We start from the raw sequence: 17,120 nt of genomic DNA, 5'->3' as shown, positions 1-17,120 counted from the left end.
ACCTACCCCCGGTGCCGCACCGCCGGGACCAGCGTCGCCAGCGCGACCGCCTGGAGGACGGCGACGACCGTCACCAGCAGCCCGAGGTGGTCGGCGTAGAGGGCCCCCGCCAGCACGCCGCCGACCAGGGCCGCCCCGCCCTGGGCGGCCGCGAAGACGCCGTACGCCGTGGCCAGCGACTCGTCCGGCACCAGGTCGGCCACGAGCGCCTTCACCGTCGAGTCCTGGACGCCGGTCGCGAGCCCCCACAGCACGACGCCGGCGAGCACCGCGCCGAGGGCCGGGGCGAACACGAGAGCAGGGACGGCAGCGACCAGCAGGGGCAGCGGGTACAGCACACGCGGGCCGATCCGGTCGTAGGCGAGCCCGGTGCCCAGCGCGGCAACGGCCTCGACGGCCATCGCGCCCGCGTACACCACCGGGACGACCGCGAGCGAGACCAGCCCGGCGTCAACGAAGGCGTAGGAGACGACCCCGAAGGTCATCAGGCCGAGCGTGCTCGCCGAGCACGAGAAGGCGAACAGGCGGAACGACCGCGGCAGCCGGACCCGCTCGTGCCGCGGCCGCCGGGGCCGCGGACGCGGCTCCTCGATCGGCGCGTGCCGGCGCAGGTCGGCGAGCAGCACCAACGAGACGGCACCCGGGATCGCGAGCACGAGGAAGCCGAGCCAGAGCTCGCCGGACAGCGCGGCGCAGCCCGCGACCACCAGCGGCCCCGCGAACGCGCCCACCTGGTCCAGGGCCTTGTGCACGGCGAACCCGCGGCCCCGCCCCACCGACGCCGCCATCCCCGCGAGCAGCGCGGACTTCGAGGGGGAGCGGATCGCCTTGCCGGTGCGCTCGGCGAGGATCAGCAGGCTGGCCACCGCCACCCCGGCGCCCCCGAGGAACGGGGCGATCGCGAGCAGCGGCACGCAGACGGCCGTGAGCCCGTAGCCCAGCGTGGTCAGGCCCCAGTGCCGACCGGTCCGGTCGGCGACCGGGCCGGTGACCAGCCGCAGCGCGAGCGCGACGGCCTCGCCACCGCCGGTCACGAGTCCGACCGTCACCGCGGACGCGCCGAGGGAGCCCAGGAACGGCCCGGCCGCCGACCGCATCCCCTCGTAGACCATGTCCGCCGCGAGCGACACGACGCCGAACGCGACGACCGAGCGCCACGGGGTCCACGTCGACGGCGTCACGGTCATCGAGCCAGTGTCCGCCATCGCGATGCGAGGCAAACCCGCAGGTAACGATAAAGTCACAAGCGTGCTGGCGGTGATGACGGCGGGTACGGCGTGAGCGCGCACGAGCAGCTCCGCCCCCTCCCGGAGCGGACCGACCGGACGGGCGAGCGGCCCGCGCCGGCCGGCGGCACGTCGCGCCGCGAGGCCCTCCGCCTGACCGCCGTGCTCTGGTCGATCGTCGCGGTGTTCGCGATCATCACGTTCGCTCGCTCCCAGCAGGTGGGCGTCCCGATGCGCGACCCGGGCGGCCGGATGTTCAGCGGCCGCCTGCAGAGCGCCGTCACGCTCGGGCTGGTGCTCGTCGTGGTCGACGCCGCCGTCCGCACGCTCTGGCGCCACCGCGCGGCCCGGGGCTTCCTGCCGGCCGCCTGGCGGACGCTGCGTGAGCGCTGGACGCTGCAGCGCACCGCCCTGGTGGTCTCGGGCCTGGTCGCCTACCACGTCGTCTACGTCTGCTACCGCAACCTGAAGAGCTGGGACGCGTTCAACACCGACCGCGACCAGCACCTGCTCGACTTCGACCGCACGCTGTTCCTCGGCCACAGCCCCGCGGAGCTGCTGCACGGCCTGCTCGGCACCGACCTCGCCGCCCGCCCCCTGGCGTTCTTCTACGAGGTCTTCGTGTACGTCGTCGTCGCGGCCGTGGTCGGCGCCGTCGCGCTGCTGCCGCGGGTCAAGGACTCCTACGTGATGCTCTTCGCGGGCATCTGGGTCTGGATCCTCGGTGTCGGGTCCTACTACCTGGTGCCCAGCCTCGGTCCGTTCGCGTCGGCCGCGGAGGAGTTCGCGAAGCTCCCCCCGACCGGCGTCACGGCCTCACAGGCCGAGTACCTCGTCGACCGGGCGCACCTGCTGGCCAACCCGGCCGCGCCCGACGCCTTCGCCAGCATCTCCGCGTTCGCCAGCCTGCACACGGCGTTCACCTGCGCGATCCTGCTCGTCGCCCTGTACCTGCGGATGCGGCTGCTCAGCATCGTGCTGGCCGGCTACCTGGCCGTGGTCATGGTCGCGACCATCTACTTCGGGATGCACTTCGTCGTCGACGACATCGCCGGCATCGTCATCGCGCTGGTGGCCGTGGCGCTCGCGCGGTTCACCGTGCACTGGCCGCGGCTCGAGGCCCGGGACGAGGGATGACGCTGGTCGAGCGGCCGCCGCTGGTGGTGCCCGACCGGATCCGGTCCGTCCCGCCGGTGCTGGCGGCGCTGCTCGTCGCCGCCGTCCTGCACCTCCTCTGGTGGCAGTTCCTGGCGACCTCCGGCGGGGACATCGCCGCCCAGGACGCCTGGGCCGAGTTCGCCCGGACCCACCCGGGCAGCGCCTACAACCTCGGCTGGTACGGCGGCATGCACCCGGTGTCCTACAGCGTCGTCTCGCCGTACATCATGGCCGCGATCGGCGTCCGCACCTCGATGATCGTCGCCGGCACCCTCTCCGCCGGCCTGCTCGCCTGGCTGGCCGTCGGTCGCAGGGAGGGCCCGGGCCGGTGGCAGGTCGCGCTGTACGGCGCGGTCGCACTGGCCGGCAACGCGCTCTCCGGCCGGGTGACGTTCGCGCTCGGCACCCTCTTCGGCCTGCTCGCGCTGTGCGTCGTGTTCGCCTGGCCGTGGGAGCGACCCGCCCGATCCGCCCGATCCGCCCGGTCCGCGCGGTGGGGCCGGGGCGTGCTGGCGGTGCTCGCGAGCGCGCTCGCGACCGCCTCCAGCCCGGTGGCCGGTGCGTTCCTCGGGCTCGTGGCCGTGGCCCTGTGGGTCCGCCGCCGCCGGGCGGCGGCGTGCGCCCTCGGCATCCCGCCGATCCTGGTGGTGGCGGTCTCGGCGGCGCTCTTCCCGTTCTCGGGACGCCAGCCGATGGCGTGGTACTCCACGATCCTGCCGGTCGTCATGGGCGTGGCCGTGGTGATCCTGACCCCGCGCCACTGGCGGCTGGTGCAGGCGGGCGGCGTCCTCTACGTGCTCGCGGTCGTCGGCGCCTGGCTGATCCCCTCGCCGGTCGGCACCAACGTCTCCCGGCTCGGCCTGCTCTTCGGTGGCGTCGTCCTCGTCGCCGCCGTCGCGCTCGGCCCGTGGCGCACGTCGCTGGTCGGCCGCCGGTACGGCGCCCGGGCCGCCGCGGTGCTGCTCGGCATGGCCCTGATCACCTCGACGATCTGGCAGACGGCGTACGCCGTGCGCGACGTGGTGAGCTCGGCGCCGCCGGCGTCGTTCACGTCCGACATCGACCCGCTCATCCACGAGCTCCAGATGCGCGACGCCGACCTCGGGCGGGTCGAGGTGGTCCCGACCAAGAGCCACCGCGAGGCCGCGGCGCTCGCTCCCCACGTCCCGCTCGCCCGGGGCTGGAACCGGCAGGCCGACGCCGAGCGCAACCCCGTCTTCTACCGCGACCGCGAGCTGAGCGCCGACGCCTACAAGCGCTGGCTGCGCCGGTGGGCGGTCCGGTTCGTGGTGCTCTCCACGGCTGCGGCCCCGGACCCGGCCGCTGCCGACGAGGCGGAGCTGGTAGCCGGAGGGCTGCCGTACCTCGACCGGGTCTGGTCGGACGACCAGTGGGCGCTCTACGAGGTCCGCCACCCGACGCCGCTGGTGTCGCCGCCCGCGAAGGTGGTCGCCTATGACGCCGCCGAGCTGACGATCACCACGCCGGTCGCGGGACGGATCGTGATCCGGATCGCCGACTCCCCGTGGCTCAGCCTGGTCGACGCGAACGGCGACCCGCTGCCCGACGTCGACCCCACCGAGGGTGCCGAGGCCCTGGGGAGCGGCGGCCCGGCGTGCCTGACCCACCTCGACTCCGAGAAGAGCGACGACGCGACGCGGGGCCCGCGCGACGACTGGCTGGTGCTGCACGCTCCCGCGCCCGGCACCTACCGGATCGCGGCGCCGTACAAGCTCCCGCGCGGCACCTCCTGCCCGCCGATGCCGTAACCCGCACTTCATCGTTCCTTCAGGTCGCCCGCCTACCGTCGGAGGCGTGCTCGACGCAGCTCGACGTCCGACGTTCCTCCGGGCGCCCCGGGCCGCGGTCGTGGGTGGGCTCGCGGCGGTGGCGGCCGCCGCCTGGCTACCGGTGTTGAGCCGTCCGCTCAGCCCCGACGAGGGCGGGTTCCTGATGGTCGCCGCCCAGTGGGGCCCGGGCACGTCGCTGTACGGCGACTACTGGGTCGACCGGCCGCCACTGCTGATCGGCCTGTTCCAGCTCGCGGACCTCGCGGGCGGAGCGGTCGCCCTCCGCGTGTTCGGGATCCTCGCGGTCGTCGTCTCGGTGCTGCTCGCGGGAGAGCTCGGCCGGCTCCTGGCACCCGGCCGACCGATCGCGGCGGTGGCGGCCTCCGCCACCGCCGCGATCTTCCTCGCCACGCCGTTCTTCGGCACCACCGAGGTGAACGGCGAGCTGCTCGCGCTGCCGTTCCTGCTCGGCGGTCTGGTGGCGCTGGCCCGCCGGTGGTGGGCGGCCGCCGGGGTCCTCGCGGTCGCCGCCGCGGCCGTGAAGCAGAGCGAGGTCGACGTGGCGGTGGCCGCGGTGGTGGCGATCGGCGCCCTGGTGTGGCAGCGCGCGTGGGCGACGGCGGCGCGCGGCGCGGCCGCGTTCGTCGCGGCGGCGCTCGCGTCGACGGCCGTGATCCTGGCCTGGGCGGCCGCGAACGGCACCGACCCCGCCGGGCTCTGGGACGCCGTCGTGATCTTCCGGGGCCGGGCCGCCGAGGTGATCTCCGCGTCCGCGAGCAGCGCGACCGACGAGCGCGCGCACCTGCTCCTCACGTCGTTCCTCGTGAGCGGAGCCGCGGGCGTCGTGCTGGTGGCGCTGGTCGCGCTGGTCCCCGGCCGCCGGGGGCGCCGGCGGGCGGCGGCGGCGCCGCTCGACGTACGCCTTGTCGCGGTGGCCCTGCTGGCCTGGGAGACCGTGGTCGTCGTGGCCGGCGGCAGCTACTGGCTGCACTACCTGATCGCCACCGTGCCGGCCCTCGTGCTGCTCGTCGTGGCGACGGTCCGGCACCGTCCGGAGCGCTGGCGGTGGCTGGCGGGCGCCGTCGCGTACGCGGGCGTCACCGCGCTGGCGTCGGTGGTGGCCCTCGCGGTGGTCGGCAGGCCGGTGCCGGACGACGCCGGGGTGAAGCAGTACCTAGCCGCCGCCGCCGGCCCCGGCGACACCGCTGTGGTCGCGTTCGGCGACCCCGCGATCCTCCAGGCGGCCGGGCTGCAAAGCCCGTACCCGCTGCTGTGGAGCCTGCCGGTCCGGGTCCGTGATCCCGAGCTGACCGAGCTCACCCGCGTGCTGGCCGGACCGGACCGCCCGACCTGGGTCGTGGTCGACGGCACGAGCCTGGACACCTGGGGGGTCGACGCGACGGCGGCGCAGCCCGTCCTGGACCGTGAGTACATTCAAGAGCGCGTTGTGGGGAACTGGACCGTCTACCACGTCGCCGGACGGGAACACTGACGACTCGAACTTGTTGGGAGCGGCATGAAGAAGATCGGGTTCCTCTCGTTCGGGCACTGGACGCCCTCCCCGCAGTCGCAGACGAGGTCGGCGGCGGACGCCCTGCTGCAGTCGATCGACCTCGCGGTCGCCGCCGAGGAGATCGGCGTCGACGGGGCGTACTACCGGGTGCACCACTTCGCGCGCCAGCTCGCCTCGCCGTTCCCGCTGCTCGCCGCCGTCGGCGCGCGCACCAGCCGGATCGAGATCGGCACCGGCGTCATCGACATGCGGTACGAGAACCCGCTCTACATGGCCGAGGACGCCGGGGCCGCCGACCTGATCTCGGGCGGCCGGCTCGAGCTCGGCATCAGCCGCGGGTCACCGGAGCAGGTCGTCGACGGGTTCCGCTACTTCGGCTACGAGCCCGGCGAGGACAACGACCACGGCGCGATGGCGCGCGACCACGCGCGGGTCTTCCTCGAGGTGATCCAGGGCAAGGGGTTCGCCGAGCCGAACCCGCGGCCGATGTTCCCGAACCCGCCCGGCCTGCTGCGGATCGAGCCGTACTCCGAGGGCCTGCGCGACCGGATCTGGTGGGGCGCGGGCACCCGGGCGACCGCCGAGTGGACCGCCGAGCAGGGGATGAACCTGATGAGCTCGACGCTGCTGACCGAGGACACCGGCGTCCCGTTCCACCGGCTCCAGGCCGAGCAGATCCAGCGGTTCCGCGACGCGTGGAAGGCCGCCGGCCACGAGCGCGAGCCCCGCGTCTCGGTCAGCCGCAGCATCTTCCCGGTCGTCAACGACATGGACCGGGCGTACTTCGGCCACGAGTCGAGCAGCCAGGACCAGGTCGGGCACATCGACGGGGGCATCGCCCGGTTCGGCAAGTCGTACGCCGGCGAGCCCGACCAGCTCGTGCGGGAGCTGGCCGAGGACGAGGCCATCGCCGCCGCGGACACCTTGCTGCTGACGGTCCCCAACCAGCTCGGCGTCGACTACAACGTCCACCTCCTCGACAGCGTGCTGCGCCACGTCGCCCCGGAGCTCGGGTGGCGCTGACCCTGGACCGGATGGCGGTCAGCGCCACGCTGCACTGCCTGACCGGCTGCGCCATCGGGGAGATCGTCGGCATGCTCGTCGGCACGGCGGCGGGGCTCGCCAACGGCGCCACCGTGGCGATCTCGGTCGTGCTGGCGTTCTGCTTCGGCTACACGCTCTCCACCCTGCCGTTGCTGCGCGGTGGGATGGACGCGGGCGCGGCGCTCAGGGTCGTGCTGGCCGCCGACACGCTCTCGATCCTCACCATGGAGGTCGTCGACAACCTGGTGATGCTGGTGATCCCGGGTGCCATCGACGCCGGGCTGGTCAACGTCGTGTTCTGGTGGAGCCTGATGCTCGCGCTGGTGGTCGCGTTCGCCGCGGCGTACCCGGTCAACCACGCCCTGCTGCGGCGGGGCAAGGGGCACGCGCTCACCCACGAGCACCACGACCACCACGGGGACACGCCGGCCCGGCCGTGGATCCCGGCGATCCCGACCGGCTCGCTGGTCGGGGTGATCGCCGCGTTCCTCCTCGGGGGACTGGTGGTCGCGATCGCCGACGCCTTGTCCTAGATACCCTAGGGGGGTATGGTACGGACATGACCACCCCGCACACCTCGTCGTACATCGTCACCGGCATGACCTGCGACCACTGCGTCGCGTCCGTCACCGAGGAGATCCAGGAGATCTCCGGCGTCACGGACGTCCAGGTGGACCTCGCGAGCGGGGCCCTGACGGTCACGAGCAGCCAGCCCGTCGACGACGAGGCCGTCCGCGCCGCCGTCGACGAGGCCGGCTACCGGCTGGCATGAACGCCGGCGCGAAGGTCGCGGGGTTCGCGGCCGGCCTGGCGGTCGTCCTCGGCGTCGCCTGGGCCGCCGGCGCGGCCGTCGGGCCGGTCGTCGACGAGCCCGAGCCGATGGGCCACGACATGACGGAGTCGGCCGGTCACCAGGAGGCGGGCGAGCACCTGCCGGGCGGACTGGCGGTCGCCCAGGAGGGCTATCGCCTGGCCCTGGCCGACGACGTCCTCGCGCCGGGCTCGCGCCGGCTCGCGTTCACGATCGTCGGTCCCGACGGGCATCCGGTCACGGCGTACGACGTCGAGCACGAGAAGCGCCTGCACCTGATCGTCGTCCGCCGTGACTTCACCGGCTTCCAGCACGTCCACCCGGTCCTCGACGCGGCCACCGGCGAGTGGAGCACCGACGTCCGGCTGACGCCCGGTCCCTGGCGGGTGCTGGCCGACTTCGTGCCGACCGGCGGCCCCGACCTCACGCTCGGCGGCGACCTGCTCGTCCCGGGTGAGGTCGCGCCGCCCGCGGCGCAGCCCGTGCAGCGCACGGACACCGTCGCCGGCTACACCGTGACCGTCGCCGGCGACCTCGCGGCGGGGGAGCACTCCATGCTGGCCATGACCGTGACCAGGGACGGCGCTCCGGTCACCGACCTGCAGCCGTACCTGGGCGCTTCCGGCCACCTGGTGGCGCTGCGCGAGGGCGACCTGGCCTACCTGCACGTGCACCCCGGGGAGGACGGCCTGGACTTCGGCGCGGAGGTGCCCACCCCCGGCCGCTACCACCTCTACCTCGACTTCAAGCACGCTGGTGTCGTGCACACCGCCCGGTTCGTCCTGGAGGCGGCAGAACATGGCCACTGAGACCGAGCTGCTGCTGACCGGCATGACCTGCGCATCCTGCGCGAACCGGATCGAGCGCAAGCTGAACAAGGTCGAGGGCGTCACCGCCACCGTCAACTACGCCACCGAGAAGGCGAAGGTCACCTTCGACGACTCGGTCACCACCGACCAGCTGATCGCGGCCGTCGAGGCCGCCGGCTACCACGCGCGGCTGCCCGAGACGCGGGCGCAGGCGCCCGACGGGGACGGTGAGGAGGGCGAGGATCCCGAGGTCCGCGCCCTGCGTCAGCGGATCCTCGTCTCCGCGGTCCTCACGGTGCCGGTGATCGCGCTGGCGATGGTGCCGGCGTGGCAGTTCACCTCCTGGCAGTGGGCGTCGCTGACGCTGGCCGCGCCGGTCGTGGTCTGGGGCGCCTACCCGTTCCACCGGGCCGCGTGGGCCAACCTGCGGCACGGCACGTCCACGATGGACACGCTGATCTCGATGGGCGTACTGGCGGCGTTCGGCTGGTCGCTCTACGCCCTGTTCCTCGGGGACGCCGGCGAGCCCGGCATGAAGCACCCGTTCGAGCTCACCATCGAGCGGATGAGCGGCACCGGCAACATCTACCTGGAGGCGGCGGCCGGCGTCACGACGTTCCTCCTGGCTGGCCGGTTCTTCGAGGCCCGATCCAAGCGCCGCGCCGGTGCCGCCCTGCGGGCGCTGATGGGCCTCGGGGCTCGCGACGTCGCCGTGCTGAGGAACGGCGCCGAGCAGCGGGTGCCGGTGGACCAGCTCGGCGTCGGCGACCGGTTCGTCGTCCGGCCGGGCGAGAAGGTCGCGACCGACGGTGTGGTCGAGGAGGGTACCTCCGCGGTCGACGCCTCGATGCTCACCGGCGAGTCGGTGCCCGTCGAGGTGGGCCCCGGCGACCAGGTCACCGGCGCCACCGTGAACGCCGGCGGCCGCCTGGTCGTCCGGGCGACCCGGATCGGGTCCGACACCCAGCTCGCCCAGATGGCGCGGCTCGTCGAGGAGGCCCAGAACGGCAAGGCCTCCGCGCAGCGGCTGGCCGACCGGATTTCCGGGGTGTTCGTGCCGATCGTGATCGCGCTCGCCGTCGGCACCCTGGGGTTCTGGCTCGGCACCGGCGCCGGCGCGACGGCCGCGTTCACCGCCGCGGTCGCGGTGCTCATCATCGCCTGCCCGTGCGCGCTCGGGCTTGCGACGCCGACCGCGCTGATGGTCGGCACCGGCCGCGGCGCCCAGCTGGGCATCCTGATCCGGGGCCCGGAGGTGCTCGAGCAGACCCGCAGGGTCGACACGATCGTGCTCGACAAGACCGGCACGGTCACCACCGGCCGGATGGCGCTGCTCGACGTGGTCGCCGCGGACGGCGAGGACCACGACGAGGTCCTCCGGCTGGCGGGGGCGCTCGAGGACGCGTCCGAGCACCCGATCGCCCGGGCGGTCGCCGACGCCGCGCGCGAGGTGGGACCGCTCCCCGCCGTCGAGGACTTCGCGAACGTCGAGGGCCTCGGCGTGCAGGGCGTCGTCGACGGCCACGCCGTGCTCGTCGGCCGCCCCCGGCTGCTGGCCGAGTGGTCCCAGCACCTGACGCCCGAGCTCGAGCGGGCCCTGGCCGCCGCCCGGGAGACCGGCGGCACCGCCGTCGCCGTCGGCTGGGACGGCCGCGCCCGCGCCGTCCTGGTCGTCGCCGACCGCGTCAAGGAGACGTCGGCCGAGGCGACCGATGCTGCGCGACCTGGGCCTGCGGCCGGTGCTGCTCACCGGCGACCACGAGGCGGTCGCCCGGAGCGTGGCCCGGGAGGTCGGGATCGAGGAGGTCGTCGCGGACGTGCTCCCGGCCGACAAGGTCGACGTCGTCAAGCGGCTGCAGGCCGAGGGCCGCGTGGTCGCGATGGTCGGCGACGGCGTCAACGACGCCGCGGCGCTCGCGCAGGCCGACCTCGGCCTGGCGATGGGCACCGGGACCGACGTCGCGATCGAGGCCAGCGACCTCACCCTGGTGCGCGGCGACCTGCGCGTGGCCGCGGACGCGATCCGGCTGAGCCGGCGTACCCTCCGGACCATCCAGGGCAACCTGGTCTGGGCGTTCGGCTACAACGTGGCGGCCCTGCCGCTCGCCGCCGCGGGCCTGCTCAACCCGATGATCGCGGGCGCGGCGATGGCGTTCTCGTCGGTGTTCGTGGTCGGCAACAGCCTGCGCCTGCGGCGGTTCCACTAGGACCGGCGGTTTCATCGTCCGTTCAGGCGGCGGGCACTACCGTCGATGGCATGCGCATCCTTGTCGTCGAGGACGACGACCGCCTGCGCGCGCTCCTGGCGGCCACGCTCGCCGAGGCCGGCTGGGAGGTCGACGAGGCCGCCGACGGCCGCTCCGGCTACGGGGCGGCCCTCGGCGGCGGGTACGACGTCGTGCTGCTGGACGTCCTGCTGCCCGGCATGGACGGCGTCACGCTGTGCCGCAAGCTGCGGGCGACCGGCCTCGAGGTGCCGGTGCTGATGCTCACCGCGCGTGGCCAGGTCGCCGCCCGCATCGAGGGGCTGGACGCCGGCGCGGACGACTACCTGCCCAAGCCGTTCGACGTCGACGAGCTGCTGGCCCGCCTGCGCGCGCTGACCCGTCGTACCGCGGCCGCGGGCGGGCCGATCACGGTCGGCGACCTGACGGTCGACCCGGCCGCGCGGCGGGTCACCCGGGGGAGCACGGAGATCGAGCTCACCGCCCGGGAGTTCGACATCCTCGAGCTGCTGGTCTCCCGGGCCGGCCAGGCCGTGTCCCGGTTCACGATCCTCGACGAGGTGTGGGACGGGGAGACGGACCTGAGGAGCAACGTGATCGACGTGTACCTCGCGTCGATCCGCGCCAAGATCGACCGCCCGTTCGGCACGTCGACGATCACCACCCTGCGGGGCGCCGGCTACCGGGTCGACGTCCCGTGAGCCGGTGGCCGATCCGGGTTCGCCTGGTGGCCGGGTTCTCCGTCGCCATGCTGGTCCTGCTCACCGCCTCCGCCGTCTTCGTGTACTGGCGGGTCGAGTACGCGCTCGACCGCGGCCTCGACGGCGACCTGCAACGCGCGACGGTCGCGCTGGAGCAGGCGACCGGGCCGGACGGCAGGATCACCGACGAGGACGCGATCACGGCCACGGGCGCGATCTACCAGGTGCTCGACAGCCGCGGCGAGGTGGTCGCGCACAGCCCGTCGGCCGGCGCCGAGCCGATCGTCGAGCCGCACGGCGTCGACCACCCGGAGACGGTCGACGTCGGACGATTCCTGGCGTTCTCCGACCGGCCGCTGCGCGCGCAGCTGACGCCCATCGAGGTCGCCGGCGGAACGGGGTACCTGGTGGTCGCCGTGCGCCGCGACCACCGGGACGAGGCGCTGCGCGAGCTGCTGGTCCAGCTGGCGATCTCCGTGGTCGGTTCGCTGGCGGTCGCGTCCGCGGTCGGCTACCTGCTGGCCCGCTCGGCGCTGCAACCGGTGGAGGCGTACCGGCGGCAGGCGGCGACGATCGCGTCCGGCGCGACCGGCGTGCGCCTCGACGTCCCGGCCAACCGCGACGACGAGGTGGTCCGGCTCGGCAACACGCTGAACGACATGCTCGCCGCCCTGGAGCGGGCGCTGGAGGCCGAGCGACACTTCGTCGACGACGCCAGCCACGAGCTGCGCACGCCCCTGACCGTGCTGAAGAGCCGGGTGCAGGCGGCCCAGCGCCGGACCCGCACCGTCGAGGAGCACGAGGAGATCCTGGGGGAGCTGCTCGTCGACGTGGAGCGGCTCGCGCGGCTCGCCGAGCAGCTGCTCGAGCTGCGGCCCGAGGTCACCGAGGACGTGCTGGACCGGATCACCGCGAACCTGGTCGCCAACGCGCACCTGCACGGCCGGGCGCCGGTCCGGGTCGACCTCCAGCGGGTGGGGGACTGGCAGGTGCTCACCGTCGAGGACAACGGGCCCGGGATGGACGCCGCGATGCTCGACCGGGCCACCGACCGGTTCGCCCGCGCCGACGACGCCCGGGCCCGGCCGGGCTCGGGGCTGGGCCTGGCCATCGTCCGGTCGCTCACCGAGTCCGCGGGCGGTCAGCTGCGGCTGTGCAGCCACGGTGAGCACCGCCGGTTCGGCACCCACGTGGACCTGCCGTGCCGGCACGACCCGGACCGGATGACGGCGACGGTCTACCTGCCCGCCGAGCAGTAGACCGGGCTCACGCCGCGGAGCGGGCCTCCGCGCGCTCGGACTCCCGCTCGGGCGTCTGCCGCCGCGGGATCGCCGCGGTGATCGCGACGCCGAGGAAGGCGGCGGCCGCGCCGGCGACGAAGCACAGCTGGAACGCGCCGAGCGTCGGGACCTCGAAGCCGGCGGCCGCCTGGGTGCGGCTGGTGAGGATGGTGCCCATCACCGCCGCGGCCAGCGTGGTGCCGACCGAGCGCATCAGCGCGTTGAGGCCGACCGCCGAGGCCGCCTCGCGCATCGGGACCGCGTCCAGGATGAGCGTGGGCATCGCGGCGTACCCGATGCCCACGCCGGCGCAGGCGACGCAGGACGCGACCAGCAGCTGCCAGGGCGCGTCCATCAGGACCAGCGCGACGAGGTAGCCGGCGCCGAGCGCGGTGGCGCCGACCATCAGCGTGACCCGGGCGCCGGCGCCGCCGATCAACCGGCTGGAGACCGGTGCGAACACGAGCATCATCAGGCCGCCGGGGGCGAGCCAGAGGCCGGCCGCGAGGATCGACTGGCCCAGGCCGTAGCCGGTCGCCTCCGGCAGCTGCAGCAGCTGCGGGACGACGATCGACTGGGCCATCATCCCGAACCCGATCGCGATCGCGGCGACGTTCGTCATCAGCACCGGCCGCTGCGCGGACGTGCGCAGGTCGACGAGCGGGTCGTCCTGGCGCAGCTCGAAGGCGGCCCAGGCGACCAGCACGGCCAGGCCGGCGGCGATCGAGGCGAGGGTCCTGGCGTCGCCCCAGCCCCAGGTGGTCGCCTTGGAGATCCCGACGAGCACGGCCACCAGGCCGACGGCCAGGCCGAGGCCGCCGACGACGTCGAGCCGCCCGGGCTGGGCGTCGCGCACGTGCGGGACCGCGAACCAGGTCAGCACCGCGACGACCCCCGACAGGCCGGTCGCCACCCAGAACAGCGTGTGCCAGTCGCCGGCCTCGACGATCCACGCGGAGAGCGGCAGGCCGATCGCGCCGCCGACGCCGAGGGTGGCGCTCATCGCGGCGATCGCGGTCGACGTCAGGTGCGGGGGAGTGATCTCGCGCATCAGCGAGATGCCGACCGGGATGAAGCCCATCGCCAGGCCCTGCAGGGCCCGGCCCGCCAGCACCGGCGCGAGCGAGCTGGACAGGGCGCAGACCAGCGAGCCGGCCAGCAGGATGAGCGAGCTGGTGACCAGCACGCGCTGCTTGCCGAACAGGTCGGCCAGCCGGCCCGCGACCGGCATCGCCACGGCGCCGGCCAGCAGCGTCACGGTGACGACCCAGGCGGCGTTCGCCGCGGAGGTGCCGAGGAACCCGGGCAGCTCGCTCTGGATCGGGATCACGAGTGTCTGGGTCAGCGCCGCGCACAGGCCGCCGAAGCACAGAACGACGACCGGGAGCATCGGGTGGCGTGGAGCGGTGGACACCGGTGCAGGCTACATATGCTTGCCGACGACAACCAATTCGGACGCCGGCTGCCGGTCCTGCCGGTCACACCGGGCGAGCCGGCCGCCGTGCCACCTCGTCCAGGATCCGCGCCAGGTCGGCCGGCCGCGACCACATCGGCCAGTGCGACGTCGGCAGGTCGACGTACTCGAGGCGCCGCAGGTCGTTGAGGCCGGCCAGCCAGGGCGCGCCCTCGGCGGCGGCCTTCTGGTACTCGCCGGAGGGGAACGCGGTGGCGACCACCACCGACGGGACGTCGAGCCGTGCATCGTTCGACAGCTCGGGCGCGTCCCGCATCGGCCCGGCGGGCTCGGGCACGGCGCGCTCGCGGAACTCGGCGAGCTGCTGCTCGCTGATGCCGTCGAGGTTCTCGCCGAGCTCCTCCCAGGTCGCGGGCAGCGGGTACTCGGCGTCGGCGAAGTCCGGGTTGATCGCGCCGGTGCCGGGAGCGGTGTCGACGTAGACCAGCGTCGCGATCCGGTCGGGCACCCGGTCGCTGGCGAGGTAGCCGGGCTGGCTGGCGCCGCTGTGCACGGCCAGCACGACCGGCCGCTCGTGGGCCTCGATCGCGGCGACGATCGCGTCGGCCTGGTCGGCCAGCGACACCGAGCCGCGGTCGGGGTGGTCGGGCTCCAGGCCCGGGAGCGTGAGCGCCGTGACGTCGTGGCCGTCGGCCCGGAGGCGACCGGCTACGTCGTCCCACGCCCACGCCCCGAGCCACCAGCCGGGGACCAGGACGACGGGGGAGGCGATCGGGGAGTCGGGGGGAGAGGTCATGGCGTCAACGTAGGGGTGCCCGCCGACGGGCGCCCGGCTGGTACGCTGGTGGTGCGCCGACGTTCCTTTCGTCTGTCGGCGGGGTGGTGCAGCACCAGGACCGACCGTCTGACCGGTGGTCCCAGATCGATCGCTCAGCGCGGCTCGCCCGGGCCGTCCCTGAGCCGCAGCTTCTGTACTCGGGCACTCCGGAGGAGGGGTCCTTGGCTCGACAGGGCCAACGCCAGCAGGCGAACCGTCGTACGCCCGCGCGCAACCAGCGCCGGGGCCGTGCCCTCGACAACGAGGGCATCATCCCGGTCCTGGCCCGTGCGGTGCGCGAGGTGGAGACCGCGGTCCAGCGCGGCGCCGTGAACGGCTCGACGCGCACCAAGTTCCAGGTCGTCGCCCTGCTGGTCCGCGAGGAGCGGGCCAGCGTGAAGGCCGACGCCGAGGCCACCGAGGCGCACCGCGCGGACCAGCTCAAGCGGCTGGACGGCATCGCCACGATCCTCGCCAAGACCGCCGCGGTCCACCCGTCGCTGCTCGCGCTGCTCGCCGAGGACGCCGAGGTGACCGACGAGGCGCGCGACCTGCTGCGGCGGATGAAGCAGCAGGCCGGCCTCGAGGTCCCCGAGGAGGAGGTCGTCGAGCCCGACCCGGCCGAGGCCCCGGCGGTCGCCAACCGCCGCGTCGTCCCGCAGTCGGTGATCTCCCGGCAGCTGGCCAACCCGTTCCTGGTGCCCGACTTCTCGGCCGTCCAGCAGGGCTCCGGCCGGGCTCGCCGCCTGGCCGGCTGGGAGCTGCTCGGGCCGCTGTTCCGCTCCTTCGAGTACTCCAGCAACGGCGTCTCCTGCATGCCGCTGCCGGAGGCCGCCGACGTCCGGCTGCCCGCCGGCCGCGAGCTGATGCACCACCAGGCCCAGCTGGTCGCGGGGGCCGCCGACGGCCACCGCACCTTCCTGCTCGCCGACGAGCCCGGCCTGGGCAAGACCGCGCAAGCGCTCCTCGCCGCGCAGGCCGCCGACGCCTACCCGCTGCTGGTCGTCGTGCCGAACGTCGTGAAGATGAACTGGGCCCGCGAGGTCGGCCTCTGGACGCCGGAGAAGACCGTGACGGTCATCCACGGCGACGGCGAGGACGTCGACGGGTACGCCGACATCTTCGTGGTCAACTACGAGATCCTCGACCGGCACGTCGGCTGGCTCGGCAACCACGGCATGCGCGGCATGGTCGTGGACGAGGCGCACTTCATCAAGAACAAGTCGTCGCAGCGCTCCCAGCACGTGCTGCACCTCTCCGACCGGATCCGCAGCCGCTTCGGCCGCCCGCTGCTGATGGCGCTGACCGGTACCCCGCTGATCAACGACATCGAGGACTTCCAGGCGATCTGGGAGTTCCTCGGCTGGATCGACGAGAAGAAGCCGCTCGGCGCGCTGATGGACGCGCTCGAGGACACCGGCCTCACCCCGGCCGACCCCGGCTTCTACCCGAACGCGCGCCGCGCGGTCGTCGACATGGGCATCGTCCGGCGCCGCAAGATCGACGTCGCCGCCGACATCCCCGCCCGCCGGGTCGCCGACCTGCCGGTCGAGCTGGACGACGACGCCGGCCGCTCGATCCGCGAGGCCGAGCGCGAGCTGGCCCGCCGCCTGGTCGAGCGCTACGAGGTGGCGCTGCAGACCCGCAAGTCCGGTCCGACCGTCGAGGGCATCGACCACGAGCTGGTCCGCCGCGTCGCGACGTGGGAGCGCGAGGACATGGACACCTCGACCGGCGAGAACGTGTTCAGCATGATGCGCCGGATCGGCCGCGCGAAGGCCGGCCTGGCGGCGGACTACGCCGCCCAGCTGGCGCGCAGCGTCGGCAAGGTCGTGTTCTTCGCCAAGCACATCGAGGTCATGGACCAGGCCGAGGAGACCTTCGCGTCGCGCGGCATCAAGTTCTCCTCGATCCGTGGCGACCAGACGACCGCGGTGCGCCAGCGCAACATCGACGCCTTCGTCAACGACCCCGAGGTCCAGGTCATCGTCTGCTCGCTCACCGCGGCCGGCGTCGGCGTCAACCTCCAGGTCGCCTCCAACGTCGTGCTCGCCGAGCTGTCGTGGACCGACGCGGAGCAGACCCAGGCGATCGACCGCGTGCACCGCATCGGCCAGGAGGAGCCGGTCACGGCCTGGCGGATCATCGCCTCGCAGACGATCGACACCCGGATCGCCGAGCTGATCGACAGCAAGGCGGGCCTCGCGGCCGTCGCGCTCGACGGCTCGGACGAGGAGGTCGGGTCGTCGGTCGACGTCCAGCTCGAGGCGCTGGTCGCGCTGCTGACGCGGGCGCTGGAGGAGAAGGCGGCGGCCTGATTGAACCGCCCGGG

At 74.0% G+C, this 17,120-nt stretch carries 13 protein-coding genes and 1 pseudogene; 11 read left to right on the top strand and 3 right to left on the bottom strand.

Features of this window, described 5'->3' with window-relative positions; genetic code table 11:
- Nucleotides 1–2: 2 nt before the first annotated feature.
- Nucleotides 3–1,187: an MFS transporter gene (locus tag ABD086_RS03070; protein ID WP_343905529.1), complete on the bottom strand. Its 1,185-nt coding sequence runs from the start codon at nt 1,185–1,187 to the stop codon at nt 3–5.
- Between the two features lie 90 nt (nt 1,188–1,277).
- On the opposite strand from ABD086_RS03070, the gene ABD086_RS03065 reads away from it, so the two are divergent.
- The 10 genes and pseudogenes from ABD086_RS03065 to ABD086_RS03020 all read left to right on the top strand — a co-directional run bounded on the left by ABD086_RS03065 (nt 1,278) and on the right by ABD086_RS03020 (nt 12,536).
- Complete coding sequence (locus ABD086_RS03065; protein ID WP_343905528.1) at nt 1,278–2,363, top strand: phosphatase PAP2 family protein; 1,086 nt, start codon at nt 1,278–1,280, stop codon at nt 2,361–2,363.
- Nucleotides 2,360–4,153, top strand: a complete 1,794-nt coding sequence (locus tag ABD086_RS03060) for an MFS transporter (RefSeq protein ID WP_343905526.1) — start codon at nt 2,360–2,362, stop codon at nt 4,151–4,153. The genes ABD086_RS03065 and ABD086_RS03060 overlap by 4 nt, the downstream gene beginning before the upstream one ends.
- Nucleotides 4,154–4,199: 46 nt before the next feature.
- Nucleotides 4,200–5,666: a hypothetical protein gene (locus ABD086_RS03055; protein ID WP_343905524.1), complete on the top strand. Its 1,467-nt coding sequence runs from the start codon at nt 4,200–4,202 to the stop codon at nt 5,664–5,666.
- A 24-nt stretch (nt 5,667–5,690) separates the two neighbouring features.
- Complete coding sequence (locus ABD086_RS03050) at nt 5,691–6,710, top strand: LLM class flavin-dependent oxidoreductase (protein WP_343905522.1); 1,020 nt, start codon at nt 5,691–5,693, stop codon at nt 6,708–6,710.
- Nucleotides 6,701–7,264 (top strand): DUF4396 domain-containing protein, encoded by a 564-nt coding sequence (locus ABD086_RS03045; protein WP_343905521.1) that lies wholly within the window; start codon nt 6,701–6,703, stop codon nt 7,262–7,264. Before ABD086_RS03050 ends, ABD086_RS03045 begins: the two co-directional genes overlap by 10 nt.
- A gap of 26 nt (nt 7,265–7,290) precedes the next feature.
- Nucleotides 7,291–7,503: a heavy-metal-associated domain-containing protein gene (locus ABD086_RS03040; RefSeq protein WP_343905519.1), complete on the top strand. Its 213-nt coding sequence runs from the start codon at nt 7,291–7,293 to the stop codon at nt 7,501–7,503.
- Entirely contained in the window at nt 7,500–8,351 is an 852-nt protein-coding gene (locus ABD086_RS03035; RefSeq protein ID WP_343905517.1) for a hypothetical protein, read from the top strand. Before ABD086_RS03040 ends, ABD086_RS03035 begins: the two co-directional genes overlap by 4 nt.
- Nucleotides 8,341–10,558: pseudogene (locus ABD086_RS03030) on the top strand (heavy metal translocating P-type ATPase). Before ABD086_RS03035 ends, ABD086_RS03030 begins: the two are co-directional and overlap by 11 nt.
- Before the next feature lie 50 nt (nt 10,559–10,608).
- On the top strand, nt 10,609–11,277 hold the full coding sequence (locus tag ABD086_RS03025) for a response regulator transcription factor (protein WP_343905516.1): 669 nt from the start codon (nt 10,609–10,611) through the stop codon (nt 11,275–11,277).
- A gap of 26 nt (nt 11,278–11,303) precedes the next feature.
- On the top strand, nt 11,304–12,536 hold the full coding sequence (locus tag ABD086_RS03020) for a sensor histidine kinase (protein WP_343905514.1): 1,233 nt from the start codon (nt 11,304–11,306) through the stop codon (nt 12,534–12,536).
- A gap of 7 nt (nt 12,537–12,543) precedes the next feature.
- Here the strand turns inward: ABD086_RS03020 and ABD086_RS03015 are convergent, their stop codons facing one another.
- Both ABD086_RS03015 and ABD086_RS03010 read right to left on the bottom strand, forming a co-directional pair.
- Nucleotides 12,544–13,971: an MFS transporter gene (locus ABD086_RS03015; RefSeq protein ID WP_343905512.1), complete on the bottom strand. Its 1,428-nt coding sequence runs from the start codon at nt 13,969–13,971 to the stop codon at nt 12,544–12,546.
- Between the two features lie 64 nt (nt 13,972–14,035).
- Nucleotides 14,036–14,767 carry an alpha/beta fold hydrolase gene (locus ABD086_RS03010; RefSeq protein ID WP_343905511.1) on the bottom strand — a complete coding sequence of 244 codons (732 nt, stop codon included), beginning with the start codon at nt 14,765–14,767 and terminating at the stop codon, nt 14,036–14,038.
- Nucleotides 14,768–14,970: 203 nt separating this feature from the next.
- Between ABD086_RS03010 and ABD086_RS03005 the strand changes: the two genes are divergently transcribed.
- Nucleotides 14,971–17,106, top strand: coding sequence for a DEAD/DEAH box helicase (locus ABD086_RS03005; protein ID WP_343905509.1), 2,136 nt, complete (start codon nt 14,971–14,973; stop codon nt 17,104–17,106).
- The last annotated feature ends 14 nt before the right edge of the window (nt 17,107–17,120 follow it).

It is taken from the genome of Nocardioides aquiterrae (assembly GCF_039526625.1).
Classification (GTDB): domain Bacteria; phylum Actinomycetota; class Actinomycetes; order Propionibacteriales; family Nocardioidaceae; genus Nocardioides; species Nocardioides aquiterrae.
Note: the sequence above shows the minus strand (reverse complement) of the source record. Positions and strands in the feature narration are given on the sequence as shown.

Excerpts from the sequence above, each read along its gene's own strand:
- ABD086_RS03060 (WP_343905526.1), top strand. The coding sequence starts at position 2,360 with ATGACGCTGGTCGAGCGGCCGCCGCTGGTGGTGCCCGACCGGATCCGG.
- ABD086_RS03025 (WP_343905516.1), top strand. The coding sequence starts at position 10,609 with ATGCGCATCCTTGTCGTCGAGGACGACGACCGCCTGCGCGCGCTCCTG.
- ABD086_RS03010 (WP_343905511.1), bottom strand. The coding sequence starts at position 14,767 with ATGACCTCTCCCCCCGACTCCCCGATCGCCTCCCCCGTCGTCCTGGTC.
- ABD086_RS03035 (WP_343905517.1), top strand. The coding sequence starts at position 7,500 with ATGAACGCCGGCGCGAAGGTCGCGGGGTTCGCGGCCGGCCTGGCGGTC.
- ABD086_RS03040 (WP_343905519.1), top strand. The coding sequence starts at position 7,291 with ATGACCACCCCGCACACCTCGTCGTACATCGTCACCGGCATGACCTGC.
- ABD086_RS03070 (WP_343905529.1), bottom strand. The coding sequence starts at position 1,187 with ATGACCGTGACGCCGTCGACGTGGACCCCGTGGCGCTCGGTCGTCGCG.
- ABD086_RS03050 (WP_343905522.1), top strand. The coding sequence starts at position 5,691 with ATGAAGAAGATCGGGTTCCTCTCGTTCGGGCACTGGACGCCCTCCCCG.